This is a genomic window from Streptomyces sp. PTY087I2 (assembly GCF_001687325.1).
GTDB lineage: Bacteria > Actinomycetota > Actinomycetes > Streptomycetales > Streptomycetaceae > Streptomyces.
Genome location: NZ_LZRD01000002.1, coordinates 41,986 through 57,585 on the forward strand (window position 1 = coordinate 41,986; position 15,600 = coordinate 57,585).

Annotated in this window: 13 protein-coding genes; 7 read left to right on the forward strand and 6 right to left on the reverse strand. The window is 73.1% G+C overall.

Going from position 1 to position 15,600, the window contains the following annotated elements; all coding sequences use genetic code 11:
- Nucleotides 1–277: 277 nt before the first annotated feature.
- Nucleotides 278–886, forward strand: coding sequence for an adenylosuccinate lyase (locus A3Q37_RS02205; protein WP_065476829.1), 609 nt, complete (start codon nt 278–280; stop codon nt 884–886).
- Here the strand turns inward: A3Q37_RS02205 and A3Q37_RS02210 are convergent.
- From A3Q37_RS02210 to A3Q37_RS02220, 3 genes are all read right to left on the reverse strand, one after another.
- Nucleotides 864–1,427: a GNAT family N-acetyltransferase gene (locus A3Q37_RS02210; RefSeq protein ID WP_065476831.1), complete on the reverse strand. Its 564-nt coding sequence runs from the start codon at nt 1,425–1,427 to the stop codon at nt 864–866. The genes A3Q37_RS02205 and A3Q37_RS02210 overlap by 23 nt on opposite strands.
- 60 nt (nt 1,428–1,487) lie before the next feature.
- A complete protein-coding gene (locus A3Q37_RS02215) occupies nt 1,488–3,074 on the reverse strand; it encodes an alpha/beta hydrolase (protein WP_065476833.1) in 1,587 nt (528 codons plus the stop codon).
- Nucleotides 3,075–3,305: 231 nt separating this feature from the next.
- Nucleotides 3,306–4,346: an Rv2578c family radical SAM protein gene (locus A3Q37_RS02220; protein WP_065476835.1), complete on the reverse strand. Its 1,041-nt coding sequence runs from the start codon at nt 4,344–4,346 to the stop codon at nt 3,306–3,308.
- Nucleotides 4,347–4,470: 124 nt separating this feature from the next.
- Here A3Q37_RS02220 and A3Q37_RS02225 point away from each other — a divergent pair, with 124 nt between their 5' ends.
- The 3 genes from A3Q37_RS02225 to A3Q37_RS02235 all read left to right on the forward strand — a co-directional run bounded on the left by A3Q37_RS02225 (nt 4,471) and on the right by A3Q37_RS02235 (nt 8,059).
- Nucleotides 4,471–4,863: a VOC family protein gene (locus A3Q37_RS02225; protein ID WP_065476838.1), complete on the forward strand. Its 393-nt coding sequence runs from the start codon at nt 4,471–4,473 to the stop codon at nt 4,861–4,863.
- Between the two features lie 87 nt (nt 4,864–4,950).
- Nucleotides 4,951–5,394: an SRPBCC family protein gene (locus A3Q37_RS02230; RefSeq protein WP_065476841.1), complete on the forward strand. Its 444-nt coding sequence runs from the start codon at nt 4,951–4,953 to the stop codon at nt 5,392–5,394.
- Nucleotides 5,395–5,578: 184 nt separating this feature from the next.
- Nucleotides 5,579–8,059 carry an MFS transporter gene (locus A3Q37_RS02235; protein ID WP_065476843.1) on the forward strand — a complete coding sequence of 827 codons (2,481 nt, stop codon included), beginning with the start codon at nt 5,579–5,581 and terminating at the stop codon, nt 8,057–8,059.
- Nucleotides 8,060–8,172: 113 nt separating this feature from the next.
- Here the strand turns inward: A3Q37_RS02235 and A3Q37_RS02240 are convergent, their stop codons facing one another.
- Nucleotides 8,173–9,108, reverse strand: coding sequence for a LysR family transcriptional regulator (locus A3Q37_RS02240; protein WP_065476845.1), 936 nt, complete (start codon nt 9,106–9,108; stop codon nt 8,173–8,175).
- 130 nt (nt 9,109–9,238) lie between these two features.
- On the opposite strand from A3Q37_RS02240, the gene A3Q37_RS02245 reads away from it, so the two are divergent.
- Nucleotides 9,239–10,228, forward strand: a complete 990-nt coding sequence (locus tag A3Q37_RS02245) for an aldo/keto reductase (protein WP_065476847.1) — start codon at nt 9,239–9,241, stop codon at nt 10,226–10,228.
- An 18-nt stretch (nt 10,229–10,246) separates the two neighbouring features.
- On the opposite strand, the gene A3Q37_RS02250 is transcribed toward A3Q37_RS02245, so the two are convergent.
- Both A3Q37_RS02250 and A3Q37_RS02255 read right to left on the reverse strand, forming a co-directional pair.
- A complete protein-coding gene (locus A3Q37_RS02250) occupies nt 10,247–11,746 on the reverse strand; it encodes a S9 family peptidase (protein ID WP_065476849.1) in 1,500 nt (499 codons plus the stop codon).
- A 233-nt stretch (nt 11,747–11,979) separates the two neighbouring features.
- Nucleotides 11,980–13,248, reverse strand: a complete 1,269-nt coding sequence (locus A3Q37_RS02255; protein ID WP_065476851.1) for a pyroglutamyl peptidase — start codon at nt 13,246–13,248, stop codon at nt 11,980–11,982.
- Between the two features lie 171 nt (nt 13,249–13,419).
- On the opposite strand from A3Q37_RS02255, the gene A3Q37_RS02260 reads away from it, so the two are divergent.
- On the forward strand, nt 13,420–14,253 hold the full coding sequence (locus A3Q37_RS02260) for a M55 family metallopeptidase (RefSeq protein ID WP_065476853.1): 834 nt from the start codon (nt 13,420–13,422) through the stop codon (nt 14,251–14,253).
- A complete protein-coding gene (locus A3Q37_RS02265; RefSeq protein ID WP_065476855.1) occupies nt 14,246–15,589 on the forward strand; it encodes a M20/M25/M40 family metallo-hydrolase in 1,344 nt (447 codons plus the stop codon). The genes A3Q37_RS02260 and A3Q37_RS02265 overlap by 8 nt, the downstream gene beginning before the upstream one ends.
- The last annotated feature ends 11 nt before the right edge of the window (nt 15,590–15,600 follow it).

Sequence of the window (15,600 nt, forward strand, 5' to 3'; positions counted from 1 at the left end):
CGGCGCGTGGCGTACGGAAGCTGCGTGTCGTGGAGCGCGGGGCCGAGGCGCGAGGAGCACACGCCCGGCCGTGAGGGGTGACGGACTCTGTCCCGGAGTCGCGTCGCACGTGAAGCCGAACCGACAAGCACTCCGGGTGGCTGCGTCACCAGGCCACCGGAGCCTGCGGGGAGTGTGACCCGCTCAGATGAGATTAACCGGCGAGTAACGAGCGCGCCACCCCTGGGTTCGTGTGCCCTGGGCCACACGGGCTCGCTCATCCCGCCCCGTACGGAGTGTGTCCGTCGATACGCTGAGCGTCATGGATGACGTCACGGACGAGGAGTTCCGTTCGCTCATGGACCGGCTGGAGCCCGAGGCAGCCGGGTCTCCCCACTACGCCCGGCTCGTCGCCGCCGAGGACCCCGAGGAGCTGGCCCGGGTCCTGGTGGAGCCGCACCAGCCGCTGTGGGCCCGCGAGCTGGCCGCCTTCCGGCTCGGCTGCGCGGGCGACCGGCGGGCCTTCGAGGCGCTGGTGCTCCTGCTCAACCACCGCGACCCCGAACGCTGCGTCTCCGCCGCCCACGCCCTGGCCCGCCTGAACGACCCCCGCACGCCCCGGGCCGCCGCCGCGCTCGCCACCAACGCCCTGCGCACCGCCTACGCCCTGCACCCGGTGCGCCTGCTGTCCGACCTGCGGGCCCCCGAGTCGGTGCCCGCGCTCGTCGCCACCCTGCAACGCCTGCTGGCCCCCGGCGAACCCCACTGGCGCGTCGCCCTGGCCTGCGTCGAGGGCCTCGGCCGGCTCGCCGACGAACAGGCCCGCCCGGTCCTCACGGCGGCCCTCCCGCACCCGCGACTGGCCGCGGCCGCCGCGGCGGCGCTCAGCCGGCTGCCGGGGGAGTGAGCGGGCGGACGTAACGCACCTCGGTCACCAGGGCCCCGCCCGCCAGGAACGTGTCCTCGCCGCCGTCCGGCCGGAACCCGGCCCGCTCGTAGAACCGGCGCGCCGGTGCGTTCTCCCGGAGCACCCACAGCGCCATGTCCGCGTGGCCCGCGGCGGCGGCCCGGTCCGTCAGCTCGGTCAGCAGGGCCCGCCCGGTCCCGGTCCCGATGTGCTCGGGCAGGACGTAGATCGCGTACAGCTCGCAGCCGGGGCGCCCGTGGTCCTCGGCGCGATGCGGGCCGACGCAGGCCCAGCCGGTGACGGTCCCGTCGGGCCGTTCGGCGACCACGTTCACGGCCTCGCCGCGTTCCTCGAAATACCTGCGCCGCTGCCCGGTCTCCTCGGCGATGTCCATCCGGTCCAGATACGGCTGTGGCAGCAGGCCCCGGTAGGCGTGCTGCCAGCCGCGCACGCGGATCGTGGCGACGGCCTCGCAGTCGTCGATCCGCATGTCACGGACGGTGGTGCCGGGCGGGTGCGGGGGAGTGGTGGTGAGCCTCATGCCGGGCCATCCTCGCCGACTCCCGCGCATCCCGCCCGGGGTTTTGCGGTGGTTCCCGGCTCAGGGGCGGAAGCCCAGCAGGCCGTGCAGGCGGCTGCCCTTGCTGTTGTCCACCGACTGGGCCGCCGCCTTCTGGGCGGGCAGCGGCTTCGGGTCCGGCAGGGCGGCGCAGACCGCGTCCGCCTCGCCCCGGCCGCGCGGGACCGTGCCGTCGGTCAGATAGGCCGTCAGATGCTGGTCCAGGCAGTCGTTGCCGCTCAGCGTGATGCCGTGGTTGCCGCCGCCCTCCTCCACGACGAGGCTGGAGCCCTTGAGCTTGCGGTGCATGCTGACCGCACCGCCGTACGGGGTCGCCGCGTCGTCGGTGGCCTGGAGGATGAGCGCCGGGGGCAGCTGCCCGTTGTTCACCGGGAGGGGCCGCAGCGGCTCCACCGGCCAGTTCGCGCACGGCGCGTTGTACCAGGTGTTGTTCCAGGTCATGAACGGCGCCTTCTTGTGGATCCGGCGGCTGTCGTTGCGCCAGGTGCTCCAGTGCTGGGGCCAGCGGGCGTCGCGGCACTGGACGGCGGTGTAGACCGAGTAGCCGTTGTCGCCGCTCGCGTCGACCGCGCCGAAGTTCTCGTACACCTCGACCAGCGCCTCCGCGTCGCGGTTCTTCACGTACGCGGCGAACGCCTCGGCGAGGTAGGGCCAGTAGCCGTTGTAATACCCGCCGGGCAGGAACGTGTCCTCCAGCTCGCTCGCGCCGACCGTGCCGCCCGCGGGCTTCCGCGCCACGTCCGCCCGCATCCGGTACCAGGCAGCCTCGACCCGCGCGGGGTCGGTGCCCAGGCCGTACGCGGCGTCGTTCTTCGCGACCCACGCGGCGAAGGCCTTGTGCCGGTCGTCGAACGCGTAGTCCTGGCCGAGGTTGCCCTCGTACCAGACGTCGTCCGGGTCGACGACCGAGTCCAGCACCAGCCGGCGCACGCGCTCCGGGTACAGCTTGGCGTAGACCGCGCCGAGGTAGGTGCCGTAGGAGTAGCCGAAGTAGTTGAGCTGCCGGGAGCCCAGCGCCCGGCGGATCACGTCGAGGTCCTTGGCCGCGCTGACCGTGTCCATGTACGGCAGCACGTCGCCGTGCTTCTCGCCGCAGGCCCGGGCGAAGGACTCGGCCCGGTCGCGGTTGATCCGCTCCGCGCGGTAGGACGTCGGCACCGAGTCCGGGCGCACCGGATCGAAGTGCCCAGGCAGGCAGTTCAGGGCGGGCGTGCTCTTGCCGACGCCGCGCGGGTCGAAGCCGATCACGTCGTACTGCGCGGCGACCTTCTTCGGCAGCGAGGACGCCACGAACCCGGCCATCGACAGGCCGCTGCCGCCCGGGCCGCCCGGGTTGACCAGCAGCGGGCCCTGGAAGGTCTTCGCGGTGTGCGGGACGCGGGACAGGGCGAGCGTGACCTGACGGCCCGCCGGACGGCGGTGGTCCAGCGGGGCGCGGACCTTCGCGCACTGGAGCGTCGGGTAGTTCTCGGTCGGACAGTCGGTCCACTTCAGCTTCGGGGCGGGCGGCGTGCTCGCCGCGGTGGCGGCGGCCGGGCCGGGCGCCGCGGTCAGCAGACCGGCGACGGTCGCGCCGACGGCGACCAGAATTCCTGCACGTTTCGTCATGGGGCCTCCCGGAGTGGCGGGACGCGGCGCCGGATCACCGGTCCCCGCCGCATGCTCCCCGAATTCCCTCGCGGAAGGGCCCGTTCCGCGCGGAGTCGCCCCGTACGGTCACGCCATCGGCCCCACAGGCCCCACCGGTGGCCTCAGACCCCGCAGGACTACTCGTGACCTTCAAGGCCCCACCGGTGACCTGAGGCCCCTTCAGCCCCACCGGTGGCCTTCGGACGGCTCTCAGAGCAGGGTCAGCTGGGTCGGGCCGGGCTCCGGCGCGGCGGCCGGGGCAGTTGGGGCCGGGGCGATCCGGCGGGCCTCGCCCCGGTGCGCCGGGCCGATCCCGAACTCGTCCGCCAGCTCGTGCACCTGACGCGTGATCCGGCGCTGGTACCAGGTGGGGGCGTACGCCCCGCCCGCGTACATCCGCTCGTAGCGCTCCACCAGATGCGGATGGCGGAGCCCCAGCCAGTTCAGGTACCACTCGCGCGCGCCCGGGCGCAGATGCAGGACCAGCGGGGTCACCGAGGCCGCTCCCGCGTCCGCGATCGCCGCGACCGTGGCGCGCAACTGCTCCGGGCGGTCGCCGAGGAACGGGATGACCGGGGCCATCAGGACCGAGCAGCCGATCCCGGCGTCGGTGAGGGCGCGCACCACGTCCAGCCGGCGTTCGGGCGAGGGCGTGCCCGGCTCGACCGTCCGCCACAGCTCCCGGTCGGTGAAGCCCACGGAGACCGAGACACCGATCTCGGTGACCTCGGCGGCCTGCCGCAGCAGCTCCAGGTCCCGCAGGATCAGCGTGCCCTTGGTCAGGATGGAGAACGGGTTCGCCCGGTCGCGCAGGGCGCTGATGATGCCCGGCATCAGCCCGTACCGGCCCTCCGCCCGCTGGTAGCAGTCGACGTTCGTGCCCATGGCGATGTGCTCGCCCCGCCAGTGCCGGGAGGCCAGCTCCCGCTGGAGCAGTTCGGCGGCGTTGACCTTGACGACGATCTGCGAGTCGAAGCCGATCCCGGTGTCCAGGTCCAGATAGCTGTGGGTCTTGCGGGCGAAGCAGTACACACAGGCGTGCGTGCAGCCCCGGTACGGGTTCACCGTCCATTCGAACGGCATCCGCGAGGCCCCGGGCACCCGGTTCAGGATCGAACGGGCCCGGATCTCGTGGAAGGTGATGCCCCGGAACTCCGGGGTGTCGAACGTGCGCGTGGTCACCGCGTCCGCGGCGAAGAGCGCGCTGTTCCCGGTCGTCGAGTTCTTCTCGACCAGATTGTCCCAGCGCATGGACGCCTCCTCGGTAGCACTCCTCGCAGAATAGAACACTTGTTCCCTTGATCGTGCGGGACAGGCCGGGGGACTAGCGTGGAGGCCCTGGACGAGCCGCTACCGGACCGGGAGGTCCCGACCCATGGCCAGCAAGTTCACCGAGCTCGCGATCGACTGCGCCGACCCCGTGGCCCTGGCCCGCTTCTGGTGCGCGGTCCTCGGCTACGAGGTGCAGGACGCGGACGAGGACGAAGGCGTCGTCATGATCGGCTCGCCCGAGGTGCCCGAGGGCAAGAGCCGCCCCGGGCCCGTGCCCCCGACGCTGACCTTCGCGCGCGTCCCCGAGGGCAAGACCGTCAAGAACCGGCTCCACATCGACGTCAACCCCACCGACCGGGAGCAGGACGAGGAGGTCGAACGGCTGCTCGCGCTCGGTGCCCGCCGTGCCGACGTCGGCCAGGGCGAGGCGGGCTGGGTCGTCCTCACCGACCCGGAGGGCAACGAGTTCTGTGTTCTCGGCACCCGCTGCCCCTGACCCCGTACGGCCCCGATTTTGAGCGGCCGTACCCGAGGTGGTTGGCTCAGCTCACCCCCCGAACCACGGATTGCTGGAGGAACAGCCATGGCGCAGGTCGAGGCCACCACGGAGCGGATCATCGCGGCGGACGCAGAGGCGGTGTTCGACGCGCTGGCCGACTACAAGGACGTCCGCGGCAAGGTGCTGACCGGGCACTTCAGCGAGTACGAGGTCCGGGAGGGCGGCGACGGCGAGGGCACCCTCGTGCACTGGAAGCTCCAGGCCACCAGCAAGCGCGTCCGCGACTGCCTGCTGGAGGTCAGCGAGCCGACCGACGGGCAGCTCGTCGAGAAGGACCGCAACTCCTCCATGGTCACCACCTGGACCGTCACCCCGGCCGGTGAGGGACGGTCCAAGGTCGTCGTGGTCACGGTCTGGGACGGCGCGGGCGGCATCGGCGGGTTCTTCGAGCGGACCTTCGCCCCCAAGGGCCTCGGACGCATCTACGACGAGCTGCTCCAGAACCTCGCCACCGAGGTCGAGAAGTAGGAGCGCGGCACAACCGGCCTCACCGGAACGGGTGGTTTTCCGGGGCGGCCGGTTGTGCGCCGTAGCGCCTCCCACCGGCGCATAAGCCCTCCGTGCGCGCCTCGTACGCCCCTCGTCACGTTTGCCCCGCCTTGCCGCGCGATGCGAGAAATGGGCGGCGCAGATGCGACGAGGGGAGCGTTACGTGGTGGGCGGTATCACGCTGGTGAAGGACGGGCCGGACGGCCCGGGACCCGGCGGCACGGATCCGGACGGCACGACGGCGGCCGCCGAAGCCGCCGCACCGCCCCCGCCACCCCCTCCGGCCGGACCCGGCCACGGACCCGGATCCGGCGGGGCCCCGGTGGAGATCAGCCCCCGCAAGGTCCGCATGGTCTTCCTCGGGCTGATGCTCACCCTGCTGCTCGCGGCGCTCGACCAGATGATCGTCGCCACCGCCCTGCCCCGGATCGTCGGTGAGCTGCACGGCCTGGAGAAGATGTCCTGGGCGGTCACCGCCTATCTCCTCGCCTCCACCATCGTCCTGCCGCTCTACGGCAAGCTCGGCGACCTCTTCGGCCGCAAGGGCGTCTTCCAGTTCGCCATCGTCGTCTTCATCATCGGCTCCGCGCTGGCGGGCTGGTCGCGCACCATGGACGAACTGATCGCCTTCCGCGCCCTCCAGGGCATCGGCGGCGGCGGTCTCATGATCGGCGTCCAGGCGATCATCGCGGACATCGTCCCGGCCCGGGAGCGCGGCCGCTACATGGGCCTCATCGGCGCGGTCTTCGGCCTCGCCTCGGTCGCCGGACCCCTGCTCGGCGGGTTCTTCACCGACCACGCCTCCTGGCGCTGGTGCTTCTACATCAACGTCCCCTTCGGCCTGGTCACCCTGGCCGTCATCGCGGTCGTCCTCAAGCTGCCCCGGCCCGCCGTACGCCCCCGGCTCGACGTCCTGGGCGCGGCGCTCCTCGCCGCCGCCTCCACCTGCCTGGTGCTGGTGACCAGTTGGGGCGGCACCGAGTACGCCTGGGGCTCGCGCACCATCCTGGGCCTGGCGGCAGGCGCGGTCGTCACGACGGCGCTCTTCGTCGCCGTGGAACACCGGGCCGCAGAACCGATCATTCCGCTGCGGCTGTTCCGGGACTCCGTCTTCAACGTCACCGGTCTGGTCGGCGCGGTCGTCGGCATCGCGCTCTTCGGGGCCGCCAGCTACCTCCCGACCTATCTCCAGATGGTCGACGGGGTCAGCGCCACCGAATCCGGGCTGCTGATGCTCCCGATGATGATGGGCATCGTCGGCGGCTCCGTCGTCTCGGGCCAGCTCGTCACCCGCACCGGCCGCTACCGGATCTACCCGATCGTCGGCAGCGCCGTCTCGGTGGTCGGCATGGGGCTGCTGTCCCTGCTGGAGCGGGACACCTCCCCGCTGGCGTACAGCTTCTACCAGGCCGTCCTCGGCCTCGGCATCGGACTGGTCATGTCCGTCCTCGTGCTCGCCGTGCAGAACTCCGTACGCCCCTCCGACCTCGGCACCGCCACCAGCGCCAACAACTACTTCCGGCAGATCGGCGGCAGCGTCGGCGCGGCGATCTTCGGCACGCTGTTCGCCGGGCGGCTCTCCGACGCGCTCGGCGTCCGGCTGCCCACCGGCGCCGAGCTGCCCGACCCCGAGTCGATCACCCCGCAGATCGTCCACGCGATGGAACCCGCGCTGCGCGACGCCTACATCCAGGCGTACGTCGACGCGATGCCGCGCATCTTCCTCTACCTCGTGCCGGTGCTCGTGCTCGGCCTGTTCCTCGCCTTCTTCCTCAAGGAGAAACCGCTGGTGTCCCACCACAGCCCCGAAGCCGCCGCCGAGACCCCGACCACGCAGATCCCCGCCGCCCGCGCCGACTCCGGCCGCCCGGCCGCCGGTCACCTTCCCGGCGTCCCGGTCCACGGCAGCGTCCAGCACCCCGACGGCACCACCGTCCCCCGGGCCGCCCTCACCCTCATCGACGTCCAGGGGCAGCAGATCGGGCGCGGGGCCAGCGGCGAGGACGGGCGGTACGCGCTCAGCGTCCCCGGCGCCGGCTCCTACGTCCTGATCGCCGCCGCCGGGGGCCACCAGCCGCAGGCCGTCAGCGTCACCGTGGGCGAACGTCCCGTCGAACTGGACGTGGTGCTCGGCGGCGCCGGACGTCTCGCCGGATCCGTGCTCACCCCCGACGGCGCCCCCGTACGCGACGCGGCCGTCACCCTCACCGACGTACGCGGCGAGGTCGTCGCCTCGACCCGTACGGGCCGCGAGGGCGGCTATGTCATCGGCGAGCTGATCGCGGGCGAGTACACCCTCGCCGCCAGCGCCCCCGCCTTCCGCCCCGCCGCCCTCCCGGTCAGCGTGCAGGCCGCCCGCGAGACCCGGCAGGACATCGAGCTGGCGGGCGGGGCGGTGCTGCGCGGGGTGGTCCGGGCGACCGGCGGGCGGCCCGTCGAGGACGCCCGGGTCACGCTGCTCGACGCGGCGGGCAATGTGGTGGACACCCTCACGACCGGGTCCGACGGGTCGTTCCGGTTCGTCGACCTGTCGTCCGGCGAGTACACCGTGATCGCCGCCGGCTACCCGCCGGTCGCCACCGTCCTCCAGGTCGCGGGCGGCGGCCGCACCGAGCGCGACCTCCAGCTGGGCCACGAGGACTGAGCCGTACGGGACGGGGGCCGGGCCCCGGGGCCGCCGAGGGGCCAGGGGCCGCCGAGGCTCCAGGGGTCGGTGGGACTCCAGGAGCCAGTAGGGCTCCGGGGGCCGGTGGGGCTTCAGGACTGAGCCCGCACCGGCTCCCCCACCGGGTCCAGTACCGGCTCCCGTACCGGATCCTCCCGCACCAGCCGCATCAGCGACCGCGCCCCCGGGCTCAGGCTCCGCGCCCCCGGCAGCACCACCACGCTCTCGTACACCGGCCGGTGCGGACCCGCCAGCTCCACCGCGACCAGCCGCGCCGCCTCCGGCTTGCGCGAGAAGTGGTGCGGCACCACCGCGATCCCCAGCCCCTCCTGCACCAGCTCCAGCAGGCTGTGCACATCGTTGACCTCAAGGCCCACCGTCCGCCGCACCCCCGCCGCCGCGAACGCCTCGTCGGCGGCCCGGCGCGGCCCCCAGTCCGGGTGGAAGTCGATGAACGACGCCCCCGGCAGCTCCTCCCACCCCACCTCGGCCCGCCCGGCGAACGGGTGCCCCGCCGCACACAGCAGCACCATCGGCTCCCGGGCCAGCGGCACCAGCTCCCCGCGCCACTCCGCCGGGCCGACCGTCGCCGCGAACGCCAGGTCGAGCCGGCCGCCCGCCACCCCGTCCAGCAGACTGCTGGTGCCCTCCTGCCGCAGCCGCAGCTCCATCTGCGGATGCTCCCGGTGGAACGCCGCCAGCAGCCGCGCCGGGCTCACCCCCGCCACGCACTGCTCGACCCCCACCGTCAACGTCCCGCGCAGCAGCCCCCGTACGGCATCGACCGCGTCCCGCGCCGCCCGCGCGCCCGCCAGCGTGCGCTCCGCCTCCACCAGCAGCGCCCGCCCCGCCTCGGTGAGCCGGACCGTCCGCGTGGTGCGGCTGAACAAGGGGGTCCGCAGCTCCTGCTCCAGCGCCCGTACGGAGGCGGAGAGCCCGGACTGCGAGACGGCGAGGCGCTCGGCGGCGCGGGTGAAGTGCTGCTCCTCCGCCACGGCGACGAAGTGCTCCAGCTGACGCAATTCCATGATTGAGCAATGTAGGCGATGAATCCGAGCGGAATCTCCTGTTGGACTGCTGGATCGATCTACGGAAGCCTGGGGCCGTCCCCCCAGGGGGTGCCTCGTACGCCCCGGATCTCTTCAGCGGAGCCTGCCCATGTACCTGCCGTCCGCCGACCGCTACTCCGCCATGCCCTACCGGCGCACCGGCCGCAGCGGTCTGCTGCTGCCCGCGCTCTCCCTCGGCCTCTGGCACAACTTCGGGGGCGACAGGACGCCCGAGACACAGGGCGCCATCCTGCGCCGCGCCTTCGACCTCGGCATCACCCACTTCGACCTGGCCAACAACTACGGCCCGCCGCCCGGCTCCGCCGAAGAGACCCTGGGCCGCGCCCTGGCCACCGACTTCGCCCGGCTGCGCGACGAGATCGTCATCTCCACCAAGGCCGGCTACCACATGTGGGAGGGGCCGTACGGGGAGTGGGGCTCGCGGAAGTACCTGCGCTCCTCGCTCGACCAGAGCCTGAAGCGCCTCGGCGTCGAGTACGTCGACATCTTCTACTCCCACCGCCCCGACCCGGACACCCCGCTCGAAGAGACGATGGGCGCGCTCGACTCCGCCGTACGGCAGGGCAAGGCCCTCTACGTCGGCCTCTCCAACTACTCCGCCGCGCAGACCCGGGAGGCCGCCGCGATCCTGAAGGACCTCGGCACCCCGCTCCTCATCCACCAGCCCCGCTACTCGATGCTCGACCGCCGCATCGAGGCCGACGGGCTGCCGGACGTCCTGGACGAGCTGGGAGTCGGGTCCATCGCCTACTCGCCCCTGGAGCAGGGCATCCTCACCGACCGCTATCTCAACGGCATTCCGGCCGGGTCCCGGGCGGCGGGCGCGAGCCCCTTCCTCTCCGCCGACGCCGTCACCCCGCAGCTGGTGGAGCGGCTGCGCGCGCTGGACGCACTGGCGAAGGAGCGCGGCCAGTCGCTCGCGCAGCTGGCCCTGGCATGGGTGCTGCGCGGCGGCCGGCTCACCTCCGCCGTCGTCGGCGCGAGCAGCGTGGCCCAGCTGGAGAACAGCGTCGAGGCCGTCCGGAACCTGGAGTTCACGGCGGACGAACTGGACCGGATCGAGAAGCTGCTCCCCTGAACGGGCTCAGGGGAGGCCTCACGGGGCGATGCCCACCCCGTCGATCCGGCTCCAGGCCCGTTCCTGACCGGCCGTCATGGCCGGCCAGCCGAGGCCGCCCGGCCGGGGCAGCACCCGGGAGGCGTACGGGGAGGGCCGGAACGCCGGGTCGTAGAAGCACCCCGTGCCGTACGTCCGGTCGAAGGAGGCGCACGATTCGGCCAGCGAACGCGCGGTGGGCTTGCGGCCGGTCTGCGCCCAACGATCCAGTGCCGCAAGGGAGTTGGCGTACTCCGTGTTGCTCAGCCCGCTGTGCTCGCTCTCCCGGGTGAAGGACTGCACGAGCCGGTGCTCCCGGCCCGCGCCGCGCAACGTGGCCCGGTAGGCGGCCTCGTGCTCCACGAACGCCGTGGGGTCGTCGATCGCGTGCAGGGTCAGGACGGGCAGGGACACCCGCCCGGTCAGGTCGCTGTCCCACGAGAGGTCCCGGCGCGCGGCCGGATCCGCCGAGAACCGCTCCACGCCCGCGTTCAGCGCCCGGTCGTCGTGCGAACCGGTATACCGCACACCCCGGTTGGAGAAGGGGTTACGTCCCCCGAGCCGGGTCGAGACGATGTCGCGGAAGGTGAACGTCGCGAACCGCAGATGCGATTCGAGGGACCGCTCCGGGATCCCGGTGACGGCCAGGATGTCGTCCAGGTTGCGCTGCTGGAGCGCGGTCCGGGCGGCCGGTTCGGCGTCGAACCCCGTGCACTCGCGCAGCCGGGCGCGCAGCCCGGTGGACGTCATCGTGGAGTCCGGGCGCAGCCCCTGCCACAGCGGGTACTGCGGCTCGGTGGGACGCGGGTGGTTGCCGCAGTAGTACTGGTAGACCACGCGCAGGTCGACCCGGTAGTCGTAGCCGCGCGAACCGCCGCCCAGGACGCCGTTGGTCAGCAGCACCCCGTCGTACGCCCCGGGCTCCCGGCCGTACGTCTCGGCGGCCTTGGCGGCGACGTTCCCGCCCCAGGACTGGCCGTGCAGATAGGTCCGCTCCGGCTTCCCGAACCGGTCGACGAAGACCCGGCGCACGCTCTCGGTGTCGGCCGCCGCCATCCGCGTACCGTAGCCGCCGCGCCGGTAGGAGGAGCCCGCCCAGGCGTACCCCTCCTCGACCATGACGGCCCAGCGCCCCAGGTCCTCGGTCGAGCGGGCCGGGTCCGACGCGTCGCCCAGGTCGGGGCCGCCGTGCGCGTGCACCACCAGGGAGCCGTTCCAGCGGGTGGGGACGGCGAGCGCGTAGTGCGCCCCGTTCCCGTCCCGGCCCGTGTAACACCGTGCCTTTCCGGCCAGCGTCTCCGGGCAGTCGGCGGCGACCGGGGCGGCGGCCGGGCTTCCGGCAGGGCCTCCGGTAGGGCTTCCGGCCGGGGCGGGCGCCGCCGGGGCCCGGCCCGCCGACCCGAGGAGCAGGGCCGCGACCGTGGCCGCCAGCGCGGCGGAGCGCAGCCGGTGGCGGCGGTACAGCGGTAGGGCGCGGACGGGCCTGTGAGGGGAGTTCACGAGGGCGGCTCCTGGCGTTCTGCACCGGTGGCAGCGCCCGCGAGCGCTGCCACCGGCACCATCTGTGCGGCTGCCCCGGCACGGGGGTGCGCCGGGATGCCGGGATGCTAGGAAGCGCCGCACCCGGGGGAGAAGCCCCGCGCGCATTGCGTTCATAGTGTTCGCCCCGGCGGGCATGGTGTTTGCCCCGGCGGGCCGCCACGCCCGCCCGTCGCCCCCGACCGCCGCGCCGCTCAGTCGGCCGCCGTCACCGCCGTCCTCACCAGTTCCCTCACCTGGCCCACGATGTCGGCGCGGTTGCGCTCGAAGTCCGGGTCGGTGACCGTGCCCGTCTGCGGGTCCGTGTTCGCCGCGCCGAACTGGAGGACAGGCGTGTGCAGATGGCCGCCCGGCAGGCCCGGCAGGCGGAGCCGGTCGCGCAGCAGGGTGACCCGGTAGGCGATCTCGTTGGAGAGGTAGTCGCCGCCGCCCCCGGCCCGCGCCGCCGAGCCCGGGGTGGGGCCGTCGGGCCTGGTCACGGGCTGGGTGCCGCCCGCCGGTATCTCGGTGACCTCGGTGTTGTCGTACACCGGGAAGCGGCCCGTGTCGGCTTCGGTGAGCTGCCGGTACGGGAGGGTCGTGGACGTCCACTGCGGCTGCGTGGCCGGGTCGGCGACGGGGACGAGCCCGGTGCTGGAGGCGTTCTCGTTGTCGGCGAAGCCGCCGCGCCAGGCCCCGTTGGTACGTTCCACGTCGAAGCGGCCCTGGCGGCCCTGGCTGACCGTCGTGAACAGGTCCAGATGCGGCAGCTGCCGGGCGAGGGTCCGCTCGACGACGCCCTCCGCGAAGTCCGCCCAGCGCACCGGGAAGACGACGGTCTCGATCCGGGCCGGCCCGTCGGGCGTCTGTACCAGAGTGCCGTCCAGGGCGAGCGCGCTCGCGCCCGAGGGGTTCCCGATCCGGACGTCCCGGTCCAGCGTGAACGGGTCGAACCCGGTGACCAGGACCCGCTTCGTCCGATGGCCCGGGTAGTGGATGTCGCTCTGGCCGCGCGACGCGGTCTCCAGGGCGGAGTGCAGGGCCTCGCGCCGCCGGTCGTCGAGGTCGAACCGGGGCGTCCAGGCGCGCAGTTCGCGGCTGAGCGCGAGCCGGGCCCAGTACAGCGGGCGGTCGTCGCCCCGGCTCAGGTCGCCCGTGGCGGGGCCACGCTCCTGGGCGCGGTCCACGGCGCGCCGCCACAGCTCCGAGGCGTGTCGGGTCACGGTGCGCTCGGCCTGCGCATAGCTCTTCGAGCGCTCCAGGGCCCGTTCGAAGCGCGGGGCGAAGGCGTCGAATCCGCTGCGCCGCAGGATCTCCTGCGGGGCGGCCCGGTCGAGGCGCTGTTCCTCGACGGTCGCCTCCACGGGGGTGCGGGAGGTGTCCGCGGGGGAGGCGGCGGCCGGCAGGGCGGAGCCCGCCAGGACGAGCAGCAGCGCCATGCCGCCGATACCGATCCGGGCCGTTGCGGGGAGTTGGTGGGTCACACGGGTCCCTTTCGTTTCACCGGGTGGGGCCCCGCAGTATCGCGGCACGGCCCGAGGCGATGCCATAGGGCACTTGCCGCGCCGGGACTCGTAAGGCGTCACCGGACTGGACCTCTGACGCGCCCGCCCCTCCCTGGCCCGCGCCGCTCACGGGGCGTACGGTGTGGCGGCATGAAGATCCTCATCAGCGCCGACATGGAAGGCGCCACCGGAGTCACCTGGCCGGCCGACGTGCTGCCGGGGACCCCGCAGTGGGAGCGCTGCCGGTCGATGTTCACCTCCGACGTGAACGCCGCCGCGCTCGGCTTCTACGACGGCGGCGCCGACGAGGTGCTGGTGAACGAGGCCCACTGGTCGATGCGCAATCTGCTGCTGGAGCACATGGACGAACGCGTCCAGATGCTGACCGGCAAGCACAAGTCGCTGTCCATGGTGGAGGGCATCCAGCACGGTGACGTGGACGCGGTGGCCTTCGTCGGCTATCACACCGGGGCCGGTACGGAGGGCGTCCTCGCCCATACCTACCTCGCCAACTCCATCACCGGCGTCTGGCTGAACGGCGTCCGGGCCAGCGAGGGCCTGCTCAACGCGCACGTCGCCGCCGAGTACGGGGTGCCCGTCGTGCTCGTCACCGGCGACGACCTGACCTGCGTGGACGCCGAGGGGTACGCCCCCGGTGCCCGGAAGGTCGCAGTGAAGGACTACGTCTCCCGGTACGCGGCGGTCTGCCGCACCCCGGCCCGTACCGCCGCCGACATCCGGGCGGCGGCGAAGGCGGCCACCGCGCTCGCGGGACGTCGTGACCCTGTCGCCGGGAAGACGTTCACCATCGAGCTGGAGTTCGACGCCGAGCATCTGGCGGCGGCCGCGACCGTCGTCCCCGGCGTGGCGCCCAGCGGCGAGAGGCGCGTCGCGTACACCAGCGCGACGATGTACGAAGGAATTCGCACGTTCAAGGCGGTGACGACGATCGTGTCGGCCGCCGTGGAGGAACAGTATGGCTGAGGCCCCCGACCTGCTCGGACCCGTGGACCAGCAGGCCCTCGACGAAGTGGTGGCGTTCACCTCCGGGCTGATCCGGATCGACACCACCAACCGGGGCGGCGGCGACTGCCGGGAGCGGCCGGCCGCCGAGTACGTCGCCGAGCGGCTCGCGGACGCCGGGATCGAGCCGACACTGCTGGAGCGCACCCCCGGTCGGACCAACGTGGTCGCCCGGATCCCCGGCACCGACCCCTCCGCCGACGCGCTGCTCGTCCACGGCCACCTCGACGTGGTGCCCGCCGAGCCCGCCGACTGGACCGTGCACCCCTTCTCCGGCGAGGTGCGCGACGGCGTCGTGTGGGGGAGGGGCGCCGTCGACATGAAGAACATGGACGCGATGGTCCTCTCCGTCGTACGGGGCTGGGCCCGCGAGGGGTTCCGCCCGGCGCGCGACATCGTCATCGCCTACACCGCCGACGAGGAGGACAGCGCAGCCGACGGCTCCGCCTTCCTCGCCGAGCAACACGCCGACCTGTTCGAGGGCTGTACGGAGGGGATCAGCGAGTCCGGGGCGTTCACCTTCCACGCGGGCGACGGCCTTGCGCTGTACCCGATCGCGGCGGGCGAGCGTGGCACCGGCTGGCTGAAGCTGACCGCCGAGGGCCGGGCCGGGCACGGCTCCAAGGTCAACCGGGAGAACGCGGTGACCGCGGTGGCCGCCGCCGTCGCCCGGATCGGCGAGCACGAGTGGCCCATCCGCCTCACCCCGACCGTCCGCGCCGCGATCACCGAGATCGCCGCCCTGCACGGCATCACCGCCGACCTCGACGAACCCGGCTTCGACGTCGCCCAGCTCCTCGGCAAGCTCGGCCCGGCCGCCTCCCTCGTCGAGAACACCGTCCGCAACAGCAGCAACCCGACGATGCTGGACGCCGGTTACAAGGTCAACGTCATCCCCGGCCACGCCACCGCCTTCGTCGACGGACGCATGGTCCCCGGCGGCGACGAGGAGTTCCACGCCACCCTGGACCGGCTCACCGGGCCGCTCGTCGACTGGGAGTTCCACCACCGCGAGAAGGCCCTGACGGCCCCGGTCGACTCACCGACGTACGCGAAGCTGCGCGCCGCCGTCGAGCGGTTCGACCCGGACGCGCACACCGTCCCGTACTGCATGTCGGGCGGCACCGACGCCAAGCAGTTCTCCCGCCTCGGCATCACCGGCTACGGCTTCACCCCGCTGAAGCTGCCCGTCGGCTTCGACTACCAGCGGCTCTTCCACGGCGTCGACGAGCGCGTCCCCGTCGACGCCCTCCACTTCGGCGTCCGCGTGCTGGACCACTACCTGCGCACCGCCTGACCGACTCGTCC

Excerpts from the sequence above, each read along its gene's own strand:
- A3Q37_RS02210 (WP_065476831.1), bottom strand. The coding sequence starts at position 1,427 with ATGAGGCTCACCACCACTCCCCCGCACCCGCCCGGCACCACCGTCCGT.
- A3Q37_RS02215 (WP_065476833.1), bottom strand. The coding sequence starts at position 3,074 with ATGACGAAACGTGCAGGAATTCTGGTCGCCGTCGGCGCGACCGTCGCC.
- A3Q37_RS02220 (WP_065476835.1), bottom strand. The coding sequence starts at position 4,346 with ATGCGCTGGGACAATCTGGTCGAGAAGAACTCGACGACCGGGAACAGC.
- A3Q37_RS02225 (WP_065476838.1), top strand. The coding sequence starts at position 4,471 with ATGGCCAGCAAGTTCACCGAGCTCGCGATCGACTGCGCCGACCCCGTG.
- A3Q37_RS02230 (WP_065476841.1), top strand. The coding sequence starts at position 4,951 with ATGGCGCAGGTCGAGGCCACCACGGAGCGGATCATCGCGGCGGACGCA.
- A3Q37_RS02240 (WP_065476845.1), bottom strand. The coding sequence starts at position 9,108 with ATGGAATTGCGTCAGCTGGAGCACTTCGTCGCCGTGGCGGAGGAGCAG.
- A3Q37_RS02245 (WP_065476847.1), top strand. The coding sequence starts at position 9,239 with ATGTACCTGCCGTCCGCCGACCGCTACTCCGCCATGCCCTACCGGCGC.
- A3Q37_RS02260 (WP_065476853.1), top strand. The coding sequence starts at position 13,420 with ATGAAGATCCTCATCAGCGCCGACATGGAAGGCGCCACCGGAGTCACC.
- A3Q37_RS02265 (WP_065476855.1), top strand. The coding sequence starts at position 14,246 with ATGGCTGAGGCCCCCGACCTGCTCGGACCCGTGGACCAGCAGGCCCTC.